The organism is Chitinophaga sp. S165 (assembly GCF_003182155.1).
Lineage (GTDB): Bacteria > Bacteroidota > Bacteroidia > Chitinophagales > Chitinophagaceae > Chitinophaga.
Window position 1 is genome coordinate 88,750 of record NZ_QGTG01000005.1, and the last position, 25,036, is coordinate 113,785.

Annotated in this window: 19 protein-coding genes; 13 read left to right on the plus strand and 6 right to left on the minus strand. The window is 41.3% G+C overall.

All coding sequences use genetic code 11. The annotated features are described in order from the left end of the window. The first annotated feature begins 121 nt into the window (after window positions 1-121). The 8 genes from C7475_RS19815 to C7475_RS19850 all read left to right on the plus strand — a co-directional run bounded on the left by C7475_RS19815 (window position 122) and on the right by C7475_RS19850 (window position 13,560). Window positions 122-2,473 carry a class I SAM-dependent DNA methyltransferase gene (locus C7475_RS19815; protein WP_110055136.1) on the plus strand — a complete coding sequence of 784 codons (2,352 nt, stop codon included), beginning with the start codon at window positions 122-124 and terminating at the stop codon, window positions 2,471-2,473. 4 nt (window positions 2,474-2,477) lie between these two features. Then, the gene (locus tag C7475_RS19820) at window positions 2,478-2,780 is read left to right on the plus strand and encodes a DUF1016 N-terminal domain-containing protein (RefSeq protein ID WP_110055137.1); all 303 of its coding nucleotides are present in this window, start codon (window positions 2,478-2,480) and stop codon (window positions 2,778-2,780) included. After that, window positions 2,773-3,159 (plus strand): PDDEXK nuclease domain-containing protein, encoded by a 387-nt coding sequence (locus C7475_RS19825; protein ID WP_199236263.1) that lies wholly within the window; start codon window positions 2,773-2,775, stop codon window positions 3,157-3,159. The genes C7475_RS19820 and C7475_RS19825 overlap by 8 nt, the downstream gene beginning before the upstream one ends. Then, window positions 3,152-4,483: a restriction endonuclease subunit S gene (locus C7475_RS19830; protein ID WP_110055139.1), complete on the plus strand. Its 1,332-nt coding sequence runs from the start codon at window positions 3,152-3,154 to the stop codon at window positions 4,481-4,483. The genes C7475_RS19825 and C7475_RS19830 overlap by 8 nt, the downstream gene beginning before the upstream one ends. Window positions 4,484-4,525: 42 nt before the next feature. Beyond that, window positions 4,526-7,633, plus strand: coding sequence for a type I restriction endonuclease subunit R (locus C7475_RS19835; protein ID WP_110055140.1), 3,108 nt, complete (start codon window positions 4,526-4,528; stop codon window positions 7,631-7,633). An 83-nt stretch (window positions 7,634-7,716) separates the two neighbouring features. Next, window positions 7,717-8,613 (plus strand): GIY-YIG nuclease family protein, encoded by an 897-nt coding sequence (locus C7475_RS19840; RefSeq protein WP_110055141.1) that lies wholly within the window; start codon window positions 7,717-7,719, stop codon window positions 8,611-8,613. 21 nt (window positions 8,614-8,634) lie between these two features. Beyond that, window positions 8,635-11,649 carry an AAA domain-containing protein gene (locus C7475_RS19845; protein WP_110055142.1) on the plus strand — a complete coding sequence of 1,005 codons (3,015 nt, stop codon included), beginning with the start codon at window positions 8,635-8,637 and terminating at the stop codon, window positions 11,647-11,649. A 243-nt stretch (window positions 11,650-11,892) separates the two neighbouring features. Next, window positions 11,893-13,560: a RagB/SusD family nutrient uptake outer membrane protein gene (locus C7475_RS19850; protein WP_110055143.1), complete on the plus strand. Its 1,668-nt coding sequence runs from the start codon at window positions 11,893-11,895 to the stop codon at window positions 13,558-13,560. A 219-nt stretch (window positions 13,561-13,779) separates the two neighbouring features. On the opposite strand, the gene C7475_RS19855 is transcribed toward C7475_RS19850, so the two are convergent. Beyond that, window positions 13,780-15,276 carry a class I SAM-dependent DNA methyltransferase gene (locus C7475_RS19855; RefSeq protein ID WP_233259902.1) on the minus strand — a complete coding sequence of 499 codons (1,497 nt, stop codon included), beginning with the start codon at window positions 15,274-15,276 and terminating at the stop codon, window positions 13,780-13,782. Window positions 15,277-15,313: 37 nt separating this feature from the next. Then, window positions 15,314-16,573, minus strand: a complete 1,260-nt coding sequence (locus C7475_RS19860; protein WP_110055144.1) for a restriction endonuclease subunit S — start codon at window positions 16,571-16,573, stop codon at window positions 15,314-15,316. A gap of 478 nt (window positions 16,574-17,051) precedes the next feature. On the opposite strand from C7475_RS19860, the gene C7475_RS19865 reads away from it, so the two are divergent. From C7475_RS19865 to C7475_RS19880, 4 genes are all read left to right on the plus strand, one after another. Continuing rightward, entirely contained in the window at window positions 17,052-17,978 is a 927-nt protein-coding gene (locus tag C7475_RS19865; RefSeq protein ID WP_110055145.1) for a hypothetical protein, read from the plus strand. A gap of 258 nt (window positions 17,979-18,236) precedes the next feature. Next, entirely contained in the window at window positions 18,237-18,812 is a 576-nt protein-coding gene (locus C7475_RS19870) for a Crp/Fnr family transcriptional regulator (protein ID WP_110055146.1), read from the plus strand. A gap of 94 nt (window positions 18,813-18,906) precedes the next feature. Continuing rightward, window positions 18,907-19,371, plus strand: a complete 465-nt coding sequence (locus tag C7475_RS19875) for a DoxX family protein (RefSeq protein WP_110055147.1) — start codon at window positions 18,907-18,909, stop codon at window positions 19,369-19,371. A 5-nt stretch (window positions 19,372-19,376) separates the two neighbouring features. Then, the gene (locus C7475_RS19880; protein ID WP_110055148.1) at window positions 19,377-20,108 is read left to right on the plus strand and encodes a pirin family protein; all 732 of its coding nucleotides are present in this window, start codon (window positions 19,377-19,379) and stop codon (window positions 20,106-20,108) included. A 73-nt stretch (window positions 20,109-20,181) separates the two neighbouring features. Here the strand turns inward: C7475_RS19880 and C7475_RS19885 are convergent, their stop codons facing one another. The 3 genes from C7475_RS19885 to C7475_RS19900 form a co-directional block, all read right to left on the minus strand. Continuing rightward, window positions 20,182-20,859 carry a sensor histidine kinase gene (locus C7475_RS19885; RefSeq protein WP_158286553.1) on the minus strand — a complete coding sequence of 226 codons (678 nt, stop codon included), beginning with the start codon at window positions 20,857-20,859 and terminating at the stop codon, window positions 20,182-20,184. A gap of 715 nt (window positions 20,860-21,574) precedes the next feature. Continuing rightward, on the minus strand, window positions 21,575-22,054 hold the full coding sequence (locus tag C7475_RS19895; protein WP_110055151.1) for a hypothetical protein: 480 nt from the start codon (window positions 22,052-22,054) through the stop codon (window positions 21,575-21,577). Between the two features lie 9 nt (window positions 22,055-22,063). Then, window positions 22,064-22,750: a response regulator transcription factor gene (locus C7475_RS19900; protein ID WP_110055152.1), complete on the minus strand. Its 687-nt coding sequence runs from the start codon at window positions 22,748-22,750 to the stop codon at window positions 22,064-22,066. A 609-nt stretch (window positions 22,751-23,359) separates the two neighbouring features. On the opposite strand from C7475_RS19900, the gene C7475_RS19905 reads away from it, so the two are divergent. Continuing rightward, entirely contained in the window at window positions 23,360-23,611 is a 252-nt protein-coding gene (locus C7475_RS19905; RefSeq protein ID WP_110055153.1) for a hypothetical protein, read from the plus strand. Window positions 23,612-23,651: 40 nt separating this feature from the next. On the opposite strand, the gene C7475_RS19910 is transcribed toward C7475_RS19905, so the two are convergent. Beyond that, window positions 23,652-24,992: a RagB/SusD family nutrient uptake outer membrane protein gene (locus C7475_RS19910; RefSeq protein WP_158286554.1), complete on the minus strand. Its 1,341-nt coding sequence runs from the start codon at window positions 24,990-24,992 to the stop codon at window positions 23,652-23,654. Between the last annotated feature and the right edge of the window lie 44 nt (window positions 24,993-25,036).

The window sequence follows — 25,036 nt, forward strand, 5'->3', positions numbered from 1 at the left end:
ACTCCTAAAAAAGAGCATGCATATACGCTCAAAGTAATTATTTGGAAATTTGCTACATTGCCGGACGAAAAATTGGGTGCACAATCATTAGATTTCATATCAACATTAGGACTTAAACCACATGAATCAATCTGTTCATAACAAACTTGTTTCCTTTATCTGGAGCGTAGCAGACGACTGTCTTCGTGATGTCTATAACCGTGGTAAATACCGGGATGTAATTTTGCCAATGGTAGTTTTGCGCCGTTTAGATGCCCTGTTAGAACCTACTAAGCAAGAGGTGTGGAATGAAATGTCTTTTCAACGCGATGAAGCCGGCTTTACAGAATGGGATGAAGCAGGATTGAGAGAGGCTTCCGGTTATGTATTTTACAATACGAGTGAATGGACATTACAGCGTTTAAAAGATACTGCAACCAATAGCCAACAATTACTGATCGGCAATTTTGAGGACTATCTAAATGGGTTTAGTCAGAATGTAAAAGAGATCATTGACAACTTTAAGTTGCGTGCACAGATTCGCCACATGGCTGTTAAGGATGTGCTACTGGATGTATTAGAAAAATTTACCTCTCCCTATATCAATCTTACACCGTTTGAGAAACAGGATCCCGAAGGCCGTAAATTACCCGCCCTCTCAAACCTGGGTATGGGCTACGTGTTTGAGGAGTTGATTCGGAAGTTTAATGAGGAGAATAATGAAGAGGCAGGGGAACACTTCACGCCGCGGGAGGTAATAGACCTCATGACACATCTTGTCTTTGAACCGGTGAAAGATAAACTTCCGCCTGTAATGACAATCTATGACCCGGCTTGTGGTAGCGGAGGTATGCTTACCGAATCGCAGAATTTTATCAAAGACGACGAAGGTATTATCAGAGCCCGTGGCGATGTACATCTATATGGTAAGGAAATAAACGATGAAACTTACGCCATCTGCAAAAGTGATATGATGATCAAAGGTAATGACCCACAGAACATACGTTTGGGCAGTACCCTAAGTACAGACGAATTTGCAGGCACACATTTCAACTTCATGTTAAGTAATCCTCCTTACGGAAAAAGCTGGGCCAGTGAACAGAAATATATTAAGGATGGAAAAGAAGTGATAGACGGGCGGTTTAAGATAAAACTCACCGACTATTGGGGCGATATGGAGGAGGTAGACGCCACACCACGCTCGTCTGATGGACAGTTGCTGTTTCTCATGGAAATGGTCAGCAAAATGAAGCCCATAAGCCAAAGTCCAATCGGTAGCCGTATAGCCAGCGTACATAATGGAAGTAGCTTATTTACAGGTGATGCGGGAAGCGGTGAAAGCAATATCCGGCGCTATCTGATTGAAAATGACTGGCTGGAAGCTATTATTCAAATGCCTAACAACCTATTTTACAATACAGGAATTACAACTTATGTATGGTTGTTAAGTAATAACAAAACAACCCAGCGTAAAGGCAAGGTGCAGCTGATAGATGCCAGTCAGCGATATCGCAAACTGCGTAAGAACCTGGGAAATAAAAACTGTGAGTTTGCGCCTGAACACATACGGGAGATAGTAGATGTGTATGAGCAAATGCTTAGCGTAGAACGTAAAGAAGAGGAAGATCTCGCCAGTCAAGTCTTCGACAATGCAGATCTGGGCTACTATAAAGTGACGATTGAAAGGCCTAAAAGGCTGAAGGTACAATTCACAGCAGAGAGAGTTGCTTCGTTACGATTCGATAAGAGCCTGCGGGAGCCGATGGAATGGGCCTATGAACAGTTTGGCGAAGAAGTATATACCCACCTTGCTAAACATGAAAAAGCAATCATTGACTGGTGTGAAAAACAGGAACTGAACCTGAGTGCCAAATTGCAGAAGACTTTAGTTAGCCCGGGTATTTGGCAGAAGGGTCTGGACCTGATTGCGACAGCTACCCGGTTAATGGACATTATTGGCAGTGATGAATACCGTGATTTTAATGTAGTTAGTGCAAAGGTAGAGCAGGTGTTAAAAGCTGAACAGCTGAAACTGTCCGCCACTGAAAAGAACGCTATTTTAAACGCAGTAAGCTGGTACAGCGCTGATGCTGAAAAAGTGGTTAAGAGCACACAAAAATTGAACGCAGACAAGTTGAAAGAATTGCTGTCACGGTTGGATTGTCAGAAAGAGGCACTTCCGCATTATGGCTGGTATCCTACTGGTAAATCGGGAGAATATATACAGTATGAGACAGAAAGTGATCTGAGAGATACAGAGAATGTGCCCTTAAAAGACAGCATTTACGCTTACTTTCAGAAAGAAGTATTGCCACATGTACCCGAAGCCTGGATAAACCTGGATGCCACCAAAATAGGATACGAGATCAGCTTTAATAAATACTTTTATCGTCACAAGCCTTTGCGCAGCCTTGAAGAGATTACAGCAGATATACTGGCGCTTGAAAAAGAAAGTGATGGCCTGATACAGGAAATTCTTAACTTTTCTCTTTGACGTTATGGAACTACAAAACAGCCTTTTCAACAATATCGCCCAAATAATCAGCGAGGCCAGGCAAACTGCTTACCGTAGCAGTAACAGCATTATGCTGCGCATGTATTGGGAAATTGGTCGGCTGATAATAGAAGATGAGCAGAAAGGTCAGGAAAAAGCAGCTTATGGAAAAGCTACTCTTAAAAACCTGGCCCGGCAATTAAGCGTTGAATTTGGGCGAGGATTTGATGAAAGAAATCTGAACAATATGCGGGCGTACTACCGCTCATTTCCAATTTGGAACGCAGTGCGTACCGAATTTGGGTAAAGGTTTCGCGTTCGTTGCCCGGCAGCAACATATTGTAACCGATACGGCAGACTTTTGTGTAGACCTGGTATTTTACAATTACTACCTGAAATGCTTCGTATTGGTAGATTTAAAAACAGGCAAACTTGGTCATGCTGATATAGGTCAGATGGATATGTATGTACGCATGTACAATGATCTTAAAAAGCAAGCAGACGATAACCCTACTATAGGTATTATCCTTTGCACTGAAAAAGACGAAACAATTGTTAAATATTCAGTGCTTGCCGAAAATGAATATCTCTTTGCGAGTAAGTACAGGTTATATCTACCTAAAGAAGAAGAGTTAATACAGTTAATTGAACAAGATCGTATAAAGTTTGAGTTAGATCATGAATAAGACAGCGCTGAATACGTATGATGCTTATAAAAATAGCGGAGTAGAATGGTTAGGAGAGATTCCCGAGCATTGGGAAGTTAGCAGGCTTGGAAATCTTCTGTTTCCTGTTGCTGTAAGAAATAGAATTGATTTACCATTGCTATCTATTACGAGAGAAAAGGCAATTATATTAAGAGATTTGGATAACGATGAAGAAAACCACAATTTCATTCCAGATGATTTGTCTAATTACAAGGTATTGCGTAAAGGACAGTTTGGCATGAATAAAATGAAAGCGTGGCAAGGGGCATATGGAATTTCAAATTTTGATGGCATTGTAAGCCCGGCTTACTTCATATTCGAATTATCTAAGAAAGTTGAACCTGATTTTTTTCATTGGGCTATTAGAAGTAGTAAATATGTTGATCTTTTTGGTGCTGCATCGGACGGAGTTAGAATTGGCCAATGGGATTTATCGAAGGACAGAATGAAAGGTATTATATTCTTGCTGCCTCAAAAAGCTGAACAAACCATTATAGCACGGTTTTTAGACAATAAGGCAGTATCAATAGACAAAGCCATTACGCTTAAAGAAAAGCAGATAGCTTTGCTGAAGGAACGCCGTCAGGTAATCATTCACCAGGCAGTTACGAAAGGCTTAAATCCAGATGAGCCAATGAAAGATAGCGGTATTGATTGGATCGGGGCGATTCCGAAAAAATGGCAGATCAAAAGATTAAAATATTTTATTTCAAAATTGGAATCGGGCGTTAGCGTTAATGCTTCAGAATCGGAACGAGCTAGTGAGGGAGAAATTGGGGTATTAAAAACAAGTGCAGTTTACAATGACTATTTTGATCCAGCTGAAAATAAAAAAGTAGACTTGTCTGATATTAGGAGGGTCAGTTGTCAGGTAAAAAAGGGTTCAATTATAATTAGCCGAATGAATGCACCAGATTTGGTTGGAGCATCTGGTTATGTTGATCAGTCTTATCCCAATTTGTTTCTTCCTGACAGGTTGTGGCAAACAGAATTTACTTCTGTAAAGTTTGAGGCTAAGTGGTTGAGTCAAGTGTTAATATCTTCAAGCTTTAGAGGTTTAATAAGTTCATTGTCGAATGGGTCGAGTCCAAGTATGAAAAATATTTCTAAAGGCGATTTTCTTAATTTAGCTATACCATGCCCTCCATTCAAAGAGCAGCTACAGATCATTTCATATATTGAATCCAATAGCCAGAGAATTAGTCAGGCGTTGACTATAAAAAATATTGAAATCGAAAAACTAAAAGAATACAAAGCAAGCCTCATCAACAGTGCGGTAACCGGCAAAATCAAAGTCACCTGAATGAACTGAAATAAACATATAACCACCCCTAATCTATACCACATGCCCAGTCAAACTAATGAATTAGCCCTTGAAGAAGCAATTGAGAAACGCCTAACCGGCACAGTTTCAGGAAAAAGTAACCCTAATGAAGTCGCTGAAGATGCTGCTCATTATCGCAGCGGCCATGGCTTCTATGTCGGTTATCCCCATGAATTTGATGCCCGCTATGCGGTAGATAAGGCAAGGCTGTGGGATTTTCTCCAAAACACACAACAGGAGGAATTAGCCAAACTGCAAAAGCAGGGCGACTGGCAATTAAAGATATTGGAGCGGATTGACAGGATAATAAAAAAATACGGTGTCCTCCGTCTCTTACGTAAGGGCTTAGACGTAGATGATGCACATTTTACACTTTTTTATGTAGCGCCCCTGGCAAGTAGCAGCCAAAGTCTCAAGGATAATTTTGAACAGAACGAATTCAGTGTTACCCGGCAATTGCGCTATTCACTGGCGAATACTTCTGAGGAAATTGATATGGTGCTGTTTGTAAATGGGCTTCCATTAATTACACTGGAACTAAAAAATCACTGGACTGGTCAAACGGCTAAAGCGCAGGGACAACAGCAATATCGTTATAAACGGGATAACACCCAACCTTTATTACAGTTCGGACGTTGTATCGTACACCTCACAGCAGATACTGATGAAGTATATATGACTACCCGGTTGGCCGGAGCAGATACTTTTTTCCTGCCTTTTAACATAGGGCACAACTATGGTAAAGGGAACCCGCCAAACCCATTTGGGCACCGGACTGCTTATTTATGGGAAGAAGTGCTTTCCCGATATAGCCTGGCAAACATTATACAGCATTTTGTGCGAATGGACGGTAAGGACAGCGATCCACTCACCAAAAAGAATCTCTATTTCCCGCGCTATCACCAATTAGATGTGGTTCGAAAATTAGTACAACATGCCACGGTAAACGGCGTTGGGCAAAAATATCTGATCCAGCATTCAGCAGGTTCCGGTAAGAGTAATTCAATCACCTGGGCAGCCTACCAGTTAATTGAAACCTATCCTGCCAATCCGAGCACTCCGGGGGGAAAAGGTATCGGTCAACCTTTGTTTGATTCTGTTATCGTGGTTACAGACCGCCGCCTGCTTGATAAGCAACTGAGGGAAAATATTCGTGAGTTTTCTGAAGTGAAAAATATCGTAGCCCCGGCATATTCTTCTAAAGAACTAAAAGAAAATCTGGAAAACGGTAAGCGGATAATTATTACTACTATACAGAAGTTCCCGCACATTATAGACGGCATTGCCGATTTGAGTGACAGGAATTTTGCCGTAATTATTGACGAAGCTCATAGTTCACAAAGTGGTCTGGCTGCGGATAATATGAATCGGGTAATGGGTAATACGGCGGCTGATGATGAGGATGATGAACAGGAAGATGCGCAGGACAAAGTGCTAAAGGCAATGAACAGCCGTAAAATGAGAGGCAATGCATCTTATTTTGCTTTTACTGCTACGCCTAAGAATGCTACTCTCGAAAAGTTTGGCACCTTGCAGGAAGACGGAAAGTTTAAGCCGTTTCATCTTTATTCCATGAAACAGGCTATTGAAGAGGGCTTTATCCTTGATGTGCTGGCTAACTATACAACTTACAGAAGCTATTACGAGATAGAAAAATCAATAGAAGATAACCCTCTTTTTGAAACTGCTAAAGCACAGAAAAAGCTAAAGGCATTTGTGGAGCGAAATCCTCATACCATCGCTACTAAAGCGGAAATAATGCTGGATCACTTCATCACCAAGGTAGTTACCCCCAAGAAACTGAAGGCAAAGGCTAAAGCGATGGTGGTAACACAAAGTATAGAAAGTGCTATCCGTTATTATTTTGCCTTGCAACAACTATTAGAGCAAAAGGGAAATCCATTTAGTATTGCTGTTGCATTCTCCGGAAAAAAGACAATAAGTGGCATTGAGTACACAGAGGAAAATATTAATCATTTTCCTAAAGATTTAGATACAGCAAAACCTACGGATCCCGGGTATATTTCTGATACCATTGCTCGTTATTTCGACATGGATAAATACCGTATACTGGTAGTAGCCAACAAATACCTGACAGGTTTCGATCAGCCGAAATTAAGTACCATGTATGTTGACAAGAAGTTACAGGATGTACTGGCTGTACAGGCGCTATCCAGGTTAAACCGGGCAGCAGATAAACTCGGCAAAAAGACTGAGGACTTGTTCGTGTTAGATTTTTTTAATTCTGCAGAAGATATTAAAGCATCCTTCGATCCTTTTTATACCGCTACTTCTCTAAGCAAGGCTACGGATGTTAATGTATTGCACGAATTGAAAGCATACCTGGATGATGTCGGCATATATGAATGGAAAGAAGTGGAAAGTTTTACAACACAATATTTTGACAAAGCCAATGCGGATACCGTATTAAGTCCTATCATTCAGTTGGGTGAAGAACGGTTTAATCATCAGCTGGGACTGGAAGAAAGCGCTAAAGCAGACTTTAAGATCAAGGCTAAACAGTTCGTGAAGATCTATGGTCAAATGGCCGCTATCATTCCTTTTGAAGTTCGCAAATGGGAACTCTTATTCTGGTATCTGAAATTTCTGATACCTAAATTGATTATAGTTGATGCAACTGCAGATGCCTTAGATGAATTATTAAATGCCGTGGACCTGTCAACCTACGGCCTGGAAAGGGTACAACTAAATGTATCTATTGGACTTGATCAGAGCGAAACTGAACTTGAACCTCAAAACCCCAATCCCAGAAGTGCACACAATACAGGAGGAGAAGAAGATCCCTTAGATGTAATTATTCACAGCTTTAACGAGCGGCATTTTCATGGATGGGAAGCTACACCCGAGGAACAACGGGTGAAATTCGTAACCCTTGCTCAAAAGCTGAAGGACCACCCTGATTTTCAGACTAAGGTGGTAAATAACCCGGATCTACAAACGCAGGAGCTGGCTTTCAGGAAGCTTCTAGAGGAGGTAATTGCAGCGCAGCGAAAGAAAGAATTAGATTTATACCGCTTGTATTCAAAGGATGAAGCTTTTAAGCAGGCATTTATAGATACTATGCGGCGTCTATCTATGAATAACGGTGGCAACTGGCTGGGGAAGTAATTCAACTTCCCAAAGTCCAACATTTGAGAATCGCTTTTGGTAAGATAATCAAGAACTGATAAGGTCTATTTAAATGAAATACAATGAGCAGAGGTATTACTATCACTAATTACCTGGTAAACGGAAACCCCGAAGGTATTAGCATGTCGTATGTTTCTAATTGGACGGGACAGGCAATCAAGATCCCCCGTAATGCTTTCCTGGATACAAAGAACTTTCCGGAACTTAACAGGCCAGGAGTATATTATCTTATCGGCTCGAAAGATGATAATCCTGATGAAAAGCTGATTTATGTGGGAGAAGCAAACCATCTGTTTGATAGGATCACTACACATTTGCGTGATGAGACGAAGGCATTCTTTGAGCTCATTATTGTATTTAGCTCCAAAGATGATAATATGACGGTATCGCATACGAAATACCTGGAGACAAAAATTCTTTCTGAGATCTTTGAGAAATCTGGTTTTACCCTTATTAACCGGAAAGATGGCAATAGGATTAGCCTGCCTGCAATGGTGAGGGATGAGATGGATACCTATATGGACAATATGAAAATATTATTGCCGACTATGGGGTTGGATCTGTTTAAGCCGGTCTTGAAAGAAGAGAAGCAGTCCTTTATGCCTAAGGCTGAAAACCTGATCCTAGAAGTAGGAGAAATAAAGGCTCAAGCTAAATTGATATCCAATGGTATGCTGGTGCTTCAGGGGAGTGCAATGAAACCTGTTGCCACTCCTGCATTAGCGCCTACTTATTTGAAAATAAGAAATGACCTCATTGAAAAGGGATATGTTAGACAAACCGATAAAGGAATGTTGTTTTTACAGGACTATGAATTCACAAGTCCTTCCCAGGCCGGTGCTGTTATTCTGGGATACTCTGTAAATGGCAGGGTATTCTGGAAAAATAGTATTGGAAAAACTTTAAAAGATCTTGAAGAGGAGAAAATAAGCTTAAGTATAGGGAAAGGACTAAATTAGTTTACACCATAATCAGATCCTATGCTCCATAGTGAGGATAAAAACCTATTAAAATATTGGCGTAATACACTGGCCGATGCATCTCGTGTAGAAATACAGGTGGACAAATTGATTCATCAGTACCAGGTGTCTATGGACTATGCGCGTGGAACGATAGATGAAAAGCACGTTCTTCTGTTGATAGAAGCTGAAGAAAAGCGGGTAAACGAAATGAAAGGGAGATCTGATCGAAAAGATCAGGATTGGGAACAGATAAATGACGTAAGCATTCTTATTGCTCCTTTCAGCATTAGTCCGGACCCGGAATACACCAAATACTCCGGTGAAACAGGCATATTTTATCCATTCTGGATAAGGGCTGTTTTAAAAAGGGCCGGAAATATTATTCCTTATGAAGACAACTTTCCCTACATCCCCCGTATCCATCTCGAGCCGCAGGTAAACGATGCAGTAAACTTTATCTTTTCTGACGTTGATAAGGTGGATGCTGCTTTTGCGAAACCTTTCGCAGGTGAAAATAATTGGGTTGCCTATTGGAAATATATTCAGCATTGTTTTAAAAATATTACAGGCGCAGATCTATTTGAATATACAAGCGAAGGCCATACAACTAAGTATACCAATACGGTGGTGATAAGCGATAATTTAACAGGTGCGGCAGATGCAATTATAGGTTTATATGACTACCTGAACAATGAAAAAGAAACGCTACCATTATTAAAGGAATTTATTTCAAAAGGGTATACTCCTCTTCGTCCCTTGCTAACAAACGAAGATCTTGAACAGCAGTCGTCTACTCATCTGGGACAAATGGCGTATGAATATCCTTTGTCTATCTCACAACGGAAAAGTCTGTATCATTTTTTAGGACTGAAAAGAGGAGAGTTGCTGGCAGTGAATGGCCCTCCGGGAACTGGTAAAACTACTTTGCTGCAAAGTGTGGTGGCAAACGAAGTTGTACAAAGCGCCATCAATGGTGGAAATCCACCGGTGATATTAGCCTGTTCTACAAATAATCAGGCGGTTACTAATATTATAGATAGCTTTTCTAGTGTGAAGCAAAAGCCTGGGTTATTATATCAACGCTGGCTTCCCGATGTAAAGGGATTTGGTTTGTACCTGCCTTCGCAAGCAAAGGCAGTTGCAAAGGATATTCCTTACATTAAACGAACAGGGGGAATTCTTAGCGGAGCTCACACAGAAAAAGAAAACAGCAATTATCTAGCTACTGCTGAAATGCAATTTCTAGCGAATTTTGAAGCATATTCAGGAGTAAAAGATCTAAGCATTTCAGCAATCGCCGACCAAATACGCTCTCACCTCATAGAAAAGCAGGCAGCACTTCAGGAGGGAATAAGATTATGGAAGCAATATAAGCGAATACATGGGCTGCTGCAAGAGCTATCACCTGGTGCTGAAACAGACTTATTTAAAAATCAACATCTGGAAGAAAACAAGCTGGACCAGATGGAAGCTGCTATTAAATTGTTGGAGAGCCGGGTAAGTGACTATCTGGAAACTGAATCGTTTTGGATAAAACTATTTTCCTTTTTCCGCTTCATAAAGGAAAAAAGAGCCGTTCGGTTAAAGCAAATTTTTCGTGATTCTCCTATCGAGTACACTTCAATAGACTTCTATCGGATTCCGGCTATCAGTCATTTTTTTGATGAAAAGCTCAAACTAATCAATCAAATCCGAATGTATAGCCAAGCCTGGAACGCTTGGAAGCAAAAAAATAATATCGAATCTAATCCTCCGATTGATGATACTGAGTTTAAAGCTGCTGATCGCAATAAGCAATCCTTTTTTTATGATGAGCTGGAAATGGGTTTGAAATATGATCTTTTCTATCTGGCTACTCATTATTGGGAAGGTCGTTGGCTTTTAGCAACGGAGGAACTTGTACGGGAAGATCGTACCCGTAAGAATGGCCGGGTAGATGCGCAGCAGCGTTGGCAACGATTCGCTATGTTAACACCATGTTTTGTATCTACTTTTTACATGGCTCCTAAGTTTTTCACTTATTCAAAGCTGAATAAGATAAGCATTGCAAAAAGTGTATGGGAAACTCCACCACTACTGGATTTTATTGATTTACTCATCGTAGATGAAGCTGGACAGGTATCACCGGAAGTAGGTGCAGCAACTTTTGCATTGGCTAAGAAGGCTATAATAGTAGGAGATACATTGCAGATAGAACCTGTTTGGAATGTTCCTTTAAAGGTAGACTATGCCAACCTTATTCGCTATAAGGTTGCTAACAGTATAGAAAACACGAATATTGTGGACGATCTTGATACTAAGGGATTTTTGAGCAGTTCAGGCAGTATTATGAAAATGGCTCAAAAAGCGTCTGCTTATCATGCATATCCTACCATGGAACGGGGTATGATGCTGACAGAGCATCGCAGATGTTTCGATGAAATTATCGGTTACTGTAACAAGCTGGCTTATAATGGGCTTTTGGAGCCTAAAAAAGGCCCTGCCAGAAATACACTATTTCCTCCCATGCAGTTTATCGATAGTAAAAGTAATTCTACTACAAACGGCAAAAGCAGGTCTAATACCGAAGAGGCGATATGCATTGCGCAATGGATACTTACCCATCAACAGCAACTGATCAGGCATTATCAATGGATAGAAGATGATGCGGCAGGTAAAGAAAAAAGAACTCCCCGGCAACTGCACTTAGCTGATATAATAGGAATTGTTACACCTTTTACCGGGCAGAAATATGAACTAATGAAAGCATGTAAAAGTAAAGGTATTCCTGTGGCGGGGCTAACCATAGGTACTGTACATGCCCTGCAAGGTGCTGAACGACCTATAGTGTTATTTTCCGCAACCTATGGCTTAAACGACGTGGATAAAGGTTATTTTTTTGATAGAGGAGTAAATATGCTGAATGTAGCAGTTTCACGTGCAAAAGATGCTTTTATATTGTTTGGATGTTCTGCTATTTTTAAACGGGGAGGAAATACGCCCTCCATGCAACTATATAACTACATAAAAAGTAAGACGAACATTCATAACTGATTTTATGCTGCTATGTTAATATCAGGACTTGAGTTATTCAACTATGAAATCTATTTTATAGAATCCAATGCCTCTACTCCTAAATTTACTATGACGATCAATTAAGCCACTCATTATATTGTTTATTGCAGCATGCCAGCCTACTAAAGCTGGCATGCTGCTTTCTAGTCAACTGTTTCATTATCTTTGCCCCGGCAAAAAAATATCCAACAAGAGGACAACATTAATTATATCCTATACCCAATGAAACGATTTTTACTCCCTGTACTGCTGTGCTGTTTGTTCGCATGTAAAAAAGACCAGCAGCCCGACCCCGTAGATACTCCCCCGGTCGAAGAGCCAGTAAAAGATACGACCACCAGAATTACGGTATGGGATGCTACGCTATGGAGTAAAAGCAATCCGAAGGGCCTTCCTGTAGAAGGGGCGACTGTAGAACTGTATGCAACACAACAGGACTATGTTATTAAAAAGCCGGCGCTTACTGCTACGACCGATAAAAACGGTATTGCCTCATTCGCCGGTAAAAAAGAAGGCGAGTACTTCATCGTTGCTTATAAGGATAAAAAGACAAATATCTGGAAAGATAAACTTGGCCGTACCAAAATATCGGACACGCTGTTCCAGAGCTTTCAATCTACCATCGATCCTGATCGGCCTAAACAAATTAATGCAGCACCAGGCGATTTCATGTTCAGAGACCTGAATGATGATTTCAAAGCGGACAGCAATGATGTTACAACGGCACCATTCTTTAAAGTCACTATCAACAATAACATCCCTGTTGCGGCTAATACCCTCATAGGTTATCCTGTAAACCATGAAGGCGCTCCATTAAATACAATGGATGAAGTAAACGCCGCTTTTGCTATACTGGCGCAGGAAATAGGGGATACCCACCTGGGATTTGTGATGCTGGATGGCGTACTCAGTGATGAATCAGATGGTAAGATCGTGGGAGTAGAAGATGACATAGCTTCTGACTGGAACAGAATTGACCATTTTCTGATCTTCAGCTCTAACAAAGTTATCAGACGGCTTTGGAATGAACATTATGCAAGCATTCTAAAAATAAATAAACTGTTGGTTAATGTTGACAGGATCACGCCGGGCTATACTGAAGTTCGTACACAGTTGTACGGATTCCGTGCTTTGATTTACCTCGACCTGCTCAAATATTTCGGTGAACTACCCCTCGTCAAAGGAACATTCATACCGGAGGATATCTACCGCAGTTCACTGGAAGTGGTAAGAGATTATATTAATCAAGACATATTGAAGTCCTTCTACAATACATGGACGGTGACTGCTCAGAATCCCTGGTATGGGACGGTTGCCGCTTCCTTTATGCTCAGGGCAAGATTATACATGGAAGCGTCTGATAACACAGGTGTGTTCTATATGACAGAGTCCGGATGGAACTACTATGAAATGTTTGGGCTGTCCGACTTTTCACAGATATTTGTATCACCTGCCGGTTCTGAAATTATATGGGCTATCTCTCCAACTTTGAAAAGCCCTTTCAAGGAGTATTTCGTTAAAGAAGGACAAACAGTAAACTTTTTCCCTGTTATCAGAAAAACGGAAACATATCTGATACGTGCGCTGGCATACTTCCGCTACGGCCCTTGGGGGCTTATGAAAGAAGAAGGTATGGGTATTATCGCAGATAGATCAGGTAGAACAATAGGTCCCATTAATACTCAGGAAGACGCAGTGCGGGAATTGGGAAAATTGTACACCGAAGAGTTTTATCGCGAAGGTTTCCGTTACAGGTTCCTGCACCTGACACGCCAGGCTGAGAAGGTACTTGCACCTAAAGGATATCAATCATACAATGAGCTCATGCCGGTCCCTGATTCAATACTAATGAAGTATCCATTTATAAGTCAGAATCCAGGTTACAAGTAATGTTTTCTAAAAAATATTAACGGGTATATTCTGATGTGGATATACCCGTTTTCTTTTACAGTTTTTTGGGATTTGAGGATCCTTATTTGCGTACAATTGCCTTGATTTACAAGGCAATTAAAATGTTCTTAACTTTTTATTCAACCAGGCACCAAGGTGGAAATTAGAATGTCTAAGGATGAATTTATTATAACATGCATTGGTCAAAAACTAATTTAATCACTTACGATGCAAAGCGTTGATAACAGCTTTGAAACTTTCCAATCCTGCTTCCAGATTTTCAATAATGTCTTGTGCTAATTCATCAGGATTGGGAAGATTGTCCAGGTCTGCAAGCGATTTATCCTTTATCCATGTAATATCCAGAGATGTTTTATCTCTTGCAATGATGTCATTGTAAGAGAACTTCCTCCAGCGACCGTCAGGATTAGATTCGCTCCAGGTCTCTTTTCGCTGATGTTTGTTGCTTGGATTATAACATGCAATAAAATCTTCCAGATCTCCTGCCTCTAAAGGATTTTTCTTTAAAGTATGGTGAATATTAGTACGATAATCGTACACCCATATCTCTTTAGTCCACGGATCTTTGGCGGCCGGTTTGCCGTCCCAGAACAACACATTTGCTTTCACGCCATTGGCATAAAAGATCCCTGTAGGTAAACGTAATATTGTGTGAAGGTTGGTTGTCTCCAGTAATTTTTTTCTTATTATTTCACCGGCGCCGCCTTCAAACAAGATGTTATCCGGAAGGACTACGGCCGCCTGACCGGTTGTTTTCAGCATGGTGTTAATATGCTGAACGAAATTGAGTTGCTTATTGCTGGTAGTTACCCAAAAATCAGGACGGTTGTAAGTAAGATCTTCTTTACCCTGTTCTCCATCTTCATTAGTAAAGGTCATGCTGCTTTTCTTCCCAAACGGTGGATTGGCAAGCACGTAGTCGTATGTTGACAGCGGTGCCGATATCAGCGAGTCATTCCCCGAAATGATGCTGTCGCTATCTATATCACCAATATTATGCAGGAAGAGGTTCATTAAAGCCAGTCGGCGGGTGCCCGCTACGATCTCATTACCTGCGAAGGTGTTGTATTTCAGAAATTGTTTTTGAGATTCATCTGGTGATGTATTTTCTGTCAACCAGTCATAAGCAGCAAGAAAGAAACCTCCTGTGCCACAGGCAGGGTCGGCAATGGTTTTATTTAGTTCAGGACGGACACATTCAACCATGGCTTTGATCAAGGCTCTTGGCGTGAAATATTGACCAGCGCCACTTTTAGTGTCTTCTGCATTTTTTTCCAATAAGCCCTCGTAAATGTCGCCTTTGTCTTTTACACCCAATAGCACCCATTGTTCGGCATTAATGAGAGCGATCAGTTTATAAAGTTTCGCAGGGTCCTGTATCTTGTTCTGGCTTTTGGCGAATATTTGCCCAAGCATTCCTTTTTCACCTCCCAGCTCACGAAGTAATTTACTATAGTGTGTTTCAAGTTCATCACCGCTTTTGCTAACAAGGCTTCCCCAGTTGTAAGCTTTAGGTATGGGCATAGTACGATTATGCGGTGGCCGGCTATATTCGTCTGCCATTTTCAGAAACAACAGGTAGGTGAGTTGTTCTAAATAGTCCCCATAACCAACGCCATCATCGCGAAGGGTATTGCAAAATGCCCAGATCTTAGAAACAATGCCGGATGTATTTATTAAGCTGTTATTATTCACGATGTTGTTTTTCTTTCTGTATACAGATCTTTAATCGCTAGGCCGGGATCGCATCAACAGATTGTCTGATTGTTTCAATTTTGTCGGTCGTTATCAGCCTTCCTTCAAACGCCGTTTTTAAAATGCTCTGCCGCAATGTTTCCGCCTGTTGCAAGCTTTGCACGATGGCTTCTTCTGTTTTGTCTGCTACACTGAAGCGACTTTCGATTTCCCCGATTATTTTAAGTTGTTCTTCGATCTGTCCTATCGGCACTTTGATCTTATTGAGGTTGCCCTGCGTAAGTTTTGGTTGTGCGGTACCGGTAACAAAAGGGGCCAGATCTAACGAGTTAAAATAGTAACAAAGGTATTTATTAAGTGTTTGCTTTTTAGCGAGCAATACATGTGCATGGTTATTCACCCAGAATTTCCCCTCAACTAAAAATGCGAGCGGCCGGGACTTACTTAATAAGTTGGCGCCGTCTTCGCCTATTAAAAGATACTCGCCATCGAAGATATAATCATCTATGTGATCTACTATTTCAGTTGCCCCATAATATCTGTAGATGCCTTTCCTGCCTGCTCTCACTTCCCTGCTTAGCGGCACTCTTTTCCCATCCAGGTTTTCGGTCAGGTTCGCAATAGTTTCCCATTTCCATCCATCCGGAAGTGTTCCGTCTTTCACATGGTCATTAGTGAACTTTCCCTCGAAGGCCCATTTCAATACTGCCTGGCGGTAGGTCTTTAATTGTTGCTGCGCGATCTTTAGCTGCTCTACTCCTTTTTCTACTTCACTAAAGAGTTCTTCTATTTTTGAGACAATAGCATGTTGGACCGCAATGGGAGGAAGTGAAATGCTTACTTGCTTTACTGCATCAATATTTAAATTCTTTACCGTTGACCCTTTCGCAAGGTTCGAAAATTGAGCATAAACGGCATTGGAACTTAAGGAATAGTATAAATAGTCCGTATCGACATTATCATTCTTTCTTATCACCAGCCATCCATCATGGATGCAGCCTGAAGTTTTCATAATATAGGGCCTTCCGAAACTCATTGAGTTTGAAAGAATGAAATCTCCATCATAAACCATCCTTGTCTTTTTAAGACCTTCCCGTTTAATTTTTTCGTTTGTATGAGTGATATATTTAGAAACCCCTTTTGTGTCACCAATCTTTATCCAATTGATTCCATTTGGATCTTTTGTAATGTATTGTTCTATGGGTCTTGGTGATCCGCCCCTTTCGATCGTAAAAACATCGCCAAGCTTAACCCGTTTCCAGTTTTTTGGTAACTGATATATATTCTCTTCGTTCATTACTTAATGAGTTTATGCGGGTGCGACGTCCCGGTCTTAGCCTGGAACCGAATTTTCTTACAATTTCGGAATCCGATTCCAAAATTGTAAGAAAATCCTGGTTTATGTAATTAATGAGTTGATTATCAAATATATGATATTGTACTAGCCATTTACATACCTGCCCTAAATAACAATTTTGTATCCCTGCACCCACTCCGGCAACCCCAAATCGCAGTCCGCCAAAATATGCGTCTCACCCACTTTTTCTTCAATTAAGTCCAACTCAAGTCTTACCAATCTCCTACCAAAACCTTATCCTTTAGGCTCACTTAAGGCTTATGATACCTACTGGTCCATATTTTATATAGATATAGACCAGTACCTATGATAACCTTGATGTGAGCCTGAAGAATAAATATTTGGTCAAAATAAAGTACTCATCATCAACCGATTAATGCATGTTTTTCGTATATTCGATAAAATTCATTGTAGCGTTATGGCCCGAAATTTCAATATTCTTACAAAGGGGCTCTCCGGCCATATAGGAGAGTTGATCTATTACGACAGGAACGGCAAGTCGTTCACCCGTAAAATGCCCCAATATGGTCCTGACAGTATGTCTGTGGCCAGTAAACAAAGCAGCCGCGAATTTGCAAAGGCAAGTAAGGCCGCAAAATCGATCCGTTCAGCCCTGAATGGTATCTGGCAACCAGCGAAAGACGAAAGCACCGTGTACAGACTAAACAAGGCCGTTTATGCGGCTTTGAGGGAAGACGCCCTGCACATGCGGGGTAAACGTATATTCACGGCCGAAGCCTTGCATCAGCACCTGAAAGATTTCCGGTATAACAGGAATGCCGTCATGACTATCGGAGGGATAGACACGGTACGCCAGGAAGACGGGAGTATTATGGTGAAGCTGCCTGCCAATTGGCAGAACTGGCTCAAAGCGCCTAAAGATGCCCGTTACATACAATTGCAGGCGGTTGCATTGGATATGGATTTTGAGCATAATACCTGCACCAGCACCGCAACAGCCGCCAGCTGTGTTCCTTTAGGTGAGAAGGAACATGCGCTCCTGCTGCCGGTTACACCGGTCAGGGCCACTGCTACCATCGTTCTGCTGCAATTGCGTTTTCTCCATACCGATATGGGGGTTCATACTGCCGGTACAACCACCAGTGAACAGGCATTTGTAACGGCCGTCCTGGACCCCGCATTACCGTTTGTAGAAAGGATAAAGCATCCGCAGCAACCAGCTAAAAAATCCAGGATACTGAGGAAATCCCGTTCTGCGGCAGATATCCTGCAGGCAGCGGCCAAGCCACAGGAGAAGGCAGTGGCTTCCTGTAGGAACGAATTGAGAGAAAGATTTACGCAAATTGGGCTTATTCCCTCTACACATCTACGGGAAGGGCCGTAAACATACTTATAGCTTTAGGCAGGTAAATTCCTGATGATCTGATACGCTTTTCCAGAAGGCTAAATAAAAGATTATTGGCTCTTTTAAAGCGATTTTTCATAATATGACCAATGTTATGATCGCTGCCGATAATATGTGTGCCGGATTGACCAGCTGGTGCTATACGTTTTTCCGGGAAGCACTATCTTTAGCGCAGAAAAGGTAGTGATTCGCTGCCTGGAACATTAAAGAACTATCTGGCTATTACAACTGACCACTATGCATGCTGTGCTTTTACAGGAGTTAAAAAAACATATTAATCTGACAGCTGATGAAGAAGAACTGATCACAACCTCATTCCGGCATAAGAAAGTGAGAAAGGGCCAGTTCTTAGTACAGCCTCCTGATATCGCCCTATATGAACATTTCGTTGTGAGCGGTTGCCTGATGGAATACTACCTGGACGACAATGGCACGCAACATACCCTGATATTCGCACCAGAAAGATGGTGGACTACAGACCTGAACAGCTTTTTAAAGAAAGAGGAATCCCGGTATTATATAGAAGCACTGGAAGACACTGAATTATTGGTCGTCACCAGGGAAGCGCTTGACAAATTGTTGAAGGAAATTCCCTTATTGAACAACTATTTCAGGATACTGTACCAGAATGCAATTATGGGCCTGGAAGAGCGTATATTAAACGTATTGAGCAGCAAAGTGGAAGAGCGTTATCTCCGCTTCTTAAAGAAATATCCCCAGCTTGAAAACAGATTGCCCCAATATCTGATAGCGTCTTACCTGGGCGTAACCCCCGAATTCTTCAGCCGCGTCAAATCCCGGATACACAGATGACATCTTAAACTAGGTTAAGTTCCTTTCTTAAGAAAGGTCATTGTCGGGCGAGCCGTAAGTTCTCAATTTTGTTCTTGTAAAATCGAACAAACAAATGAGAACATTTATTAATCGCCTTACGGCTACCGAACCTGTGATAACACCACTTATTCTACGAATTGTATTTGCGATCGTTTTATGGCCGCATGGCGCCCAACTGTTATTAGGATGTTTTGGTGGATATGGCTTCTCAGCTACAATGCAGTATTTCACAACGCAGGCCGGCCTCCATCCCATCATTGCTTTCGTTGTGATCATCCTTGAATTTTTCGGAAGCATATTAATTCTGCTGGGACTGTTTACCAGGTTCTTCGCATTCGCGTCCCTCATTTTATTTACAGGTATGATCGTCACCGTACATCAGCAGTTCGGCTTCTTTATGAACTGGTACGGTAACATGAAAGGTGAAGGTTTTGAATATCACCTGCTCGTCATCGGTATGCTGTTGTGCTTAACAATATCAGGCGCCGGAAAAGCGAGCCTTGATGCAGTTATCAATAAAAGGATCAATAAAAACTAACAAAAATGTCTGATATAAAATATTCATCAGTAGTAAAACTTCCCCAGGTCGGAAACAGCCAGTTTTCCGCCTCTCAGGCCCGGCATAATGCCTTCAGCGGATTAATGAGCCCCGTATTAGGATTCGATCATTTCCGCCTTACAAAAGATGTATTTGGTGCCCACAAGCATATGCATATGTCTGCCGTAAGTTATGTGTTTGAAGATTCAGTAGCTTATCACAACCAGGATTCTATGGGCACTGATCTGACCATCACACCGGGTAGCTTGTTGTGGACATGGGCAGGAAGTGGCGTTACGCATCACGAAGTGCCTACAGTTGAAGGAGGAGAGGTGCACGGGCTTCAGTTATTCCTGGATATTCCTCACGCCAACAGGGCATTGCCTCCGAAGAGTATCTTTATTCCAAAGGAGAAAATGCCGACAGTGTTAAATGATGGTTCATCCATCAAAGTAGCTATGGGCTCAGCTGGAGATGCGGTAAACATGACCGCTACACCGGAACCGGTAACTTTGCTGGACATCCGGCTGAATGCAGAGAAATCTATTGACTATCTGTTGCCGGCAGGATGGAACGGAACGGCATACATCCTTTCCGGTACGGTAACACTCGATGCCAGGCATACACTGAATAAAAATGAAGCAATTTCTTTTGGTTCAGCAGATGCGGATAAGAAGATAATATTCACAGCATCAGGCGATAGCCATTTCTTGTTAATTAGTGGTCCGGCTATTTAATGATCAAGCTCAGTTTAGTTTAGTTAACGACAGATCCACAACGGGAGTAGTCTTTTGATTACTCCCTTTTCGTTTATTGAACAGAAACGGGCACAGTAACACGAATATCGGTCCCTTTGTTAATTAATGTGTCGATGCTTACTTCGCCGCCGATCAACTTCGCTCTCTTCACAATATTACCTAACCCCGTGCTTTCTTTCTCAGCACTTTGACTATAGGCCTTTTCAAGATTAAATCCAATGCCATCATCGGCAATAGTAATTGTAATGAGATCAGAGGAATACACTATGGAAGCGTCGATAGACCTTGCTTGTGCGTGAGTCAGGATATTATTCAATATTTCCTGACAAAGGCGGAAAAGTATAATAGCTCTTTCCGGCTGTAATGGACTTTCTGTGCCTGTCATAGTAAATGTTACTTCGTAATGTTTCTCAAGGTGCTTTAGTTCGTGTTTAAATGCTGCAGCAAAGCCAATGCGCATTATATGATCAGTATTAAGGCTGGCGCTCATTATTTTTAATTCTGTCATCAGTTGGCGGGTCAGCGTTTTGGTTTCCTTAATATTCTCTTTCATTTCGGATGGACAGTTGAGAAGCATCTCTGCAAGGTTAATATTGATCAATGCGACCAGTTGACTGAAGTTAGCATGAAGTTCTTTACCGATATGATCAAGCGTCCGTTCCTGTATCTCCAGTTTTGAGGATAACAGCGTATCGTTAAACGCCTCCCGTAATGCTGCTATTTCACGCATATGGTCATACTTTTTCTTTTGGTAAAGAAAAGCGTATCGCACGATACTGATGGATAAGATCAATAGCAAAAAAGTGCATGAAAAAATGATTACGCTCATGTATTCTCCGGATCCTGTGTGCATAAAAAAGCAATTGCAAAGAAAACATACATAGTTGCTGCTAAGAATAAAGGCAGATAGTTGAGAGCTCGTTCTAACGGAATATTATCAGTTATCGGGTAAAAACCTAACATGATCAGATAAGGGATAATGCTTGCATGATATATTAATACGCCGGTTGAAAACCATGCCATTGGATAAGTATTAAGCCTGACAGCTAGTTCCCGTTTAAGTAGCTCATTAAAGAACGCAATGGACAGATACACCATAGCCAAACTGGCGTTTAACCGAAGGAAGGAATCCTCTCTGAAGAAAATCCGGGAAAAGCAGAAGAATGTATGCAAAAGAAACATACCTCCGAGTATGATTATCGTTATTTTGTGAATTACAGAATTAGTGCTGATATAATATATGGTCAATAATAGCAAATGTCTGATGGGGAAAGATATATCATAGTAGTAGAACTCCCGATCGGGATTGGGTCGTATTAATACCATTAGTTCAACTGATACGTGAATTAGGAGCAGAACAGACAATATGCGATACTGTATATCCCATTTTTTTATAAGGCTGCGTATACCTGCAACAGCGGCTATCAATAAAGGAATTAAGTATATTAAATTCCACATGGTTCCAGCATTGTTTTTACCATCTTATTTAAAGCATGGAATTTCTTTTCGAAATTTTCTTTTCTGTTGTACCATTCATCATTTACTCCGTTATCGGCATCAATAAACTCAATAATAAGAAGGTTATATTCATGCTTTAGCCTTTTATATGTATCGAGATGTGTTTGGAGCAATGCAGCGTCAACTGACATAATATCCAATATGTATCTCACGTCCTTTTGAAGTTGATTCTTATTTAAGATGGATTTTTCTAGTTTGTTTTCAAACCATTCTTTTAGCTCTTTGGATTCTGGTTGGTTTTCAAATTGAATAAGTAACTCTTGATCCTCTTTTTTGAAAAGGCCTCTTACTTTTTTACAAATAGTATCTGCAATAGTTTCTCCTATTTTTTCTCCCGCACCAGTATAGATGGAAGACACAAAGTTAGTCATCGCCGCAGCAATGGTCAGGAATAAAGATTCTGTCATAAATCGATTTTATAAATCTACAATACCATGCTTTATCGCATGCATCACAAGCGAAACGCGATTTTTAACATTGAAGCGACGGAACAATGCCTCTCTGTACCCATCAACAGTTTTATGGCTTAGAAACATTCTGTCGGCAATCTGAGTGTACGTTAATTCTGTGCAAGCCAGCTTAATGAACTCTCTTTCCTTTTGAGATAAACTTTGCACAATTTCGTTTTGGGGATCAGTCCGACCAGTCCCGTTCAATTGATCATTTAGTATTTCGATCACAAATTCCGGATAGAAGGTGCCGTTTCCCGCGATGGCCCGGAGAGCATTATGCATGTCTTCAATCTCTATGTCTTTTGATAAATATCCCTTTACACCAAGTTTCAGCATTCTTAAAACGGAATTAGGGTCATCATACGTGGAGACTACCAGGATGTGGATCTGTGGATGATGCTGTTTCAACCACATCACAGTATCATAACCATCCATTCCTGGCATATTCACATCAATCAATAGTATACCTGGCAGATTTTTAGTATCTAGCTTTTGTACAAGGTCTCTTCCGTCCCTGGCTTCAAAAAGTATAGAGTAGCGCCCCTCGTCATCGCCAAGCATAATCAGCTTAGTTAGCCCTTTTCTAAACAGATTGTGATCATCAACAATTGCGATCTTGACATTCCGGACGTTAGTAGTACTATCGCTCATGGTTTAAATATGGAGTCATGACAGGTCCGCACGCCATAAATCTAATTATGCGGAAAAAGAATTAGAAACTGAAAATAGCAGTAGTGTGAAAATAATTGGGGATAAAAAGCAGTCACATGTTGTAAATCAAAAATAGGGGAAACCGGATTAACAACAAAATAAAAATAGTACTCCTAAGTTAGCTGAAATAAAATTAAATAAAGTTATGCCGGCGTGGTGCAGGAGAAACCCTATTTTTATGACCGGAAAAATCCCCTTTTTTCGTTTGATCAATATTGATGGTAACTTTTTTTTCATAATAAATTATGCTTAATCTCAACTTTACAGCTTATCGCTTGTTGATAATAATCAAGGGATGAACAATACAACCCTCAAATAACAACTAGTGGGACAATTTAGCTGAATGAATCTTCTAACCTAAAATCGAAATGATGGCACCGGCCAGACTATGTTTTGTATACGGCAAAGCATTAGAGAAAGTATGCCCTGTCGTGCACCTCAAAGTACCAGTGAAGTAAGTCCAGGCATTGCATCGTAATTGTAATTATTACAACGGGACAAATATATCTCATCATCCTTCTTTCTCTTTTAACAATAATTACTTACTCTATGAAAAAGATCAAATTACTATTTGCAGTCCTTGCTGCTGTTGCCGGCGCCGGCGGAGCCGTTGCATCAAACATTCATACAAAAACAGCTGCATCAGCCATCACTTATGAGTGGATCAACTGGAATAATGAAACTGTTCTTATGGGACTTACACAGGAACAGGCACAACTCTTTTGCTCCGGGTCTCTGTTTATCTGTCTCAGAGCTAAGCACAACACAAACATCTATACTGTAGGTGACTTTGCCTGGTAGTGATGGCGATGGCCGGGAGGACTTCCGGCGATTTACTCTCTTAATATCCGCTGTTCTGTGTGAGCAAGGGATTTAAAATGATCTGGGAGACCGGAATAGGCCATAGTATGTCAGTTTCATCCCAATTGGGTTTGACTGCTTTCATGACTTCCTGTACTTTTCCGGTCCTTTTCAGATCGAACCAACGGTGCCCCCACTCCGCGAATAGCTCTATTCTGCGCTCCTTGTATATCTTCTCAAGTAGCAAAGGTGCTGATATACCAGGATCTGTAACAGATATGAGTGGCAACCCGGCTCTATTGCGTATAGAGTCAAGGTCCTCTATTGCACTATGCAGTAGCCTAAGATTGGCCCGGGCTTCTGCGCGGATGAGGTATGCCTCCCCGAGACGCAATACTGTATTGTATTCCGTTAATGGGAGACCGCCTGAAAAATTTGCGCGCACTTTGTATTTATATACATAGCTCAGTCCTGAAGAGCTTTGGCCCACCCATGTAGACCAACGTTTATCACCTGGCTCAAATGCCGCCTTCAGACCGGCGCTCAATGCATATGCCGGCCGTACACTGGTTGGGGGGACAAGGATATTCGCCTCCATTGTATTATAACCTGGTAATTCAGGCCTGATCTGAAATATCGCTTCCCTGCTGGTCGCCTTGAAAACATTTTGCGGTGATTCTAAACTGTATGGGCCGGAAGTTAGCACTTCGGATGTTTCATTAACAGCTTGCTGCCACTGTTCAGTATATAGATAGAATCTTGCGAGGAGTATTACTGCTGCCCATTTATTGGGTCTGACCCGTTCTTGTTTCTCTGTAGGATATTTTTCCGAAAGCAATGTCTTGGCCAGCAACAGATCTTCCCGAATAGCATCCTTTATTGTGGCGATATCGGTTCTGCCAAGTAGCTCATTTTCTCTGTAATCCTTTTTCAATGCAAGAGGCACCTCACCAAACAATTGTATCATATTGAAATAGATCAATGCTCTCATGAACCTGCTTTCTCCCGTTAACTGGTTTTTTAGCTGCTTTGGCAACGATGACGTTTTATCCAGACCATCTATACAGGAATTGATATGATAGATCATCATGTAGGCGTCCCGCCAGAAGTTTGTTTCTATTGTATTGCTGAAGGGAGAAATATTTGTGTTGAAAAATTCCAGAGGATTGGATGAGGTCTCCGTATATGTGAGCTCGTCTGAATATATTGCTGAATATATAGTAGTGCTGCCGGACAGGAGGTTTATCGTTCTGGAAGCTGCTCCATATATGCCGGATATCGCGGCTATTGCTGAATCGGGATTCTGAAACACGTCCGCATCGAGAACTTTGTCCCTGGGATTTCCTACGTCGAGCAGATCGTCACATCCCGGCAGTAACATACAGATTGTCAAAAGAACCAAATAAAAATTAGCCGATAGTTTAA

Excerpts from the sequence above, each read along its gene's own strand:
- C7475_RS19840 (WP_110055141.1), top strand. The coding sequence starts at position 7,717 with ATGAGCAGAGGTATTACTATCACTAATTACCTGGTAAACGGAAACCCC.
- C7475_RS19865 (WP_110055145.1), top strand. The coding sequence starts at position 17,052 with ATGGCCCGAAATTTCAATATTCTTACAAAGGGGCTCTCCGGCCATATA.
- C7475_RS19870 (WP_110055146.1), top strand. The coding sequence starts at position 18,237 with ATGCATGCTGTGCTTTTACAGGAGTTAAAAAAACATATTAATCTGACA.
- C7475_RS19850 (WP_110055143.1), top strand. The coding sequence starts at position 11,893 with ATGAAACGATTTTTACTCCCTGTACTGCTGTGCTGTTTGTTCGCATGT.
- C7475_RS19875 (WP_110055147.1), top strand. The coding sequence starts at position 18,907 with ATGAGAACATTTATTAATCGCCTTACGGCTACCGAACCTGTGATAACA.
- C7475_RS19845 (WP_110055142.1), top strand. The coding sequence starts at position 8,635 with ATGCTCCATAGTGAGGATAAAAACCTATTAAAATATTGGCGTAATACA.
- C7475_RS19880 (WP_110055148.1), top strand. The coding sequence starts at position 19,377 with ATGTCTGATATAAAATATTCATCAGTAGTAAAACTTCCCCAGGTCGGA.
- C7475_RS19860 (WP_110055144.1), bottom strand. The coding sequence starts at position 16,573 with ATGAACGAAGAGAATATATATCAGTTACCAAAAAACTGGAAACGGGTT.
- C7475_RS19905 (WP_110055153.1), top strand. The coding sequence starts at position 23,360 with ATGAAAAAGATCAAATTACTATTTGCAGTCCTTGCTGCTGTTGCCGGC.
- C7475_RS19885 (WP_158286553.1), bottom strand. The coding sequence starts at position 20,859 with ATGCGTGAAATAGCAGCATTACGGGAGGCGTTTAACGATACGCTGTTA.
- C7475_RS19820 (WP_110055137.1), top strand. The coding sequence starts at position 2,478 with ATGGAACTACAAAACAGCCTTTTCAACAATATCGCCCAAATAATCAGC.
- C7475_RS19900 (WP_110055152.1), bottom strand. The coding sequence starts at position 22,750 with ATGAGCGATAGTACTACTAACGTCCGGAATGTCAAGATCGCAATTGTT.
- C7475_RS19815 (WP_110055136.1), top strand. The coding sequence starts at position 122 with ATGAATCAATCTGTTCATAACAAACTTGTTTCCTTTATCTGGAGCGTA.
- C7475_RS19830 (WP_110055139.1), top strand. The coding sequence starts at position 3,152 with ATGAATAAGACAGCGCTGAATACGTATGATGCTTATAAAAATAGCGGA.
- C7475_RS19910 (WP_158286554.1), bottom strand. The coding sequence starts at position 24,992 with ATGTTACTGCCGGGATGTGACGATCTGCTCGACGTAGGAAATCCCAGG.
- C7475_RS19895 (WP_110055151.1), bottom strand. The coding sequence starts at position 22,054 with ATGACAGAATCTTTATTCCTGACCATTGCTGCGGCGATGACTAACTTT.
- C7475_RS19835 (WP_110055140.1), top strand. The coding sequence starts at position 4,526 with ATGCCCAGTCAAACTAATGAATTAGCCCTTGAAGAAGCAATTGAGAAA.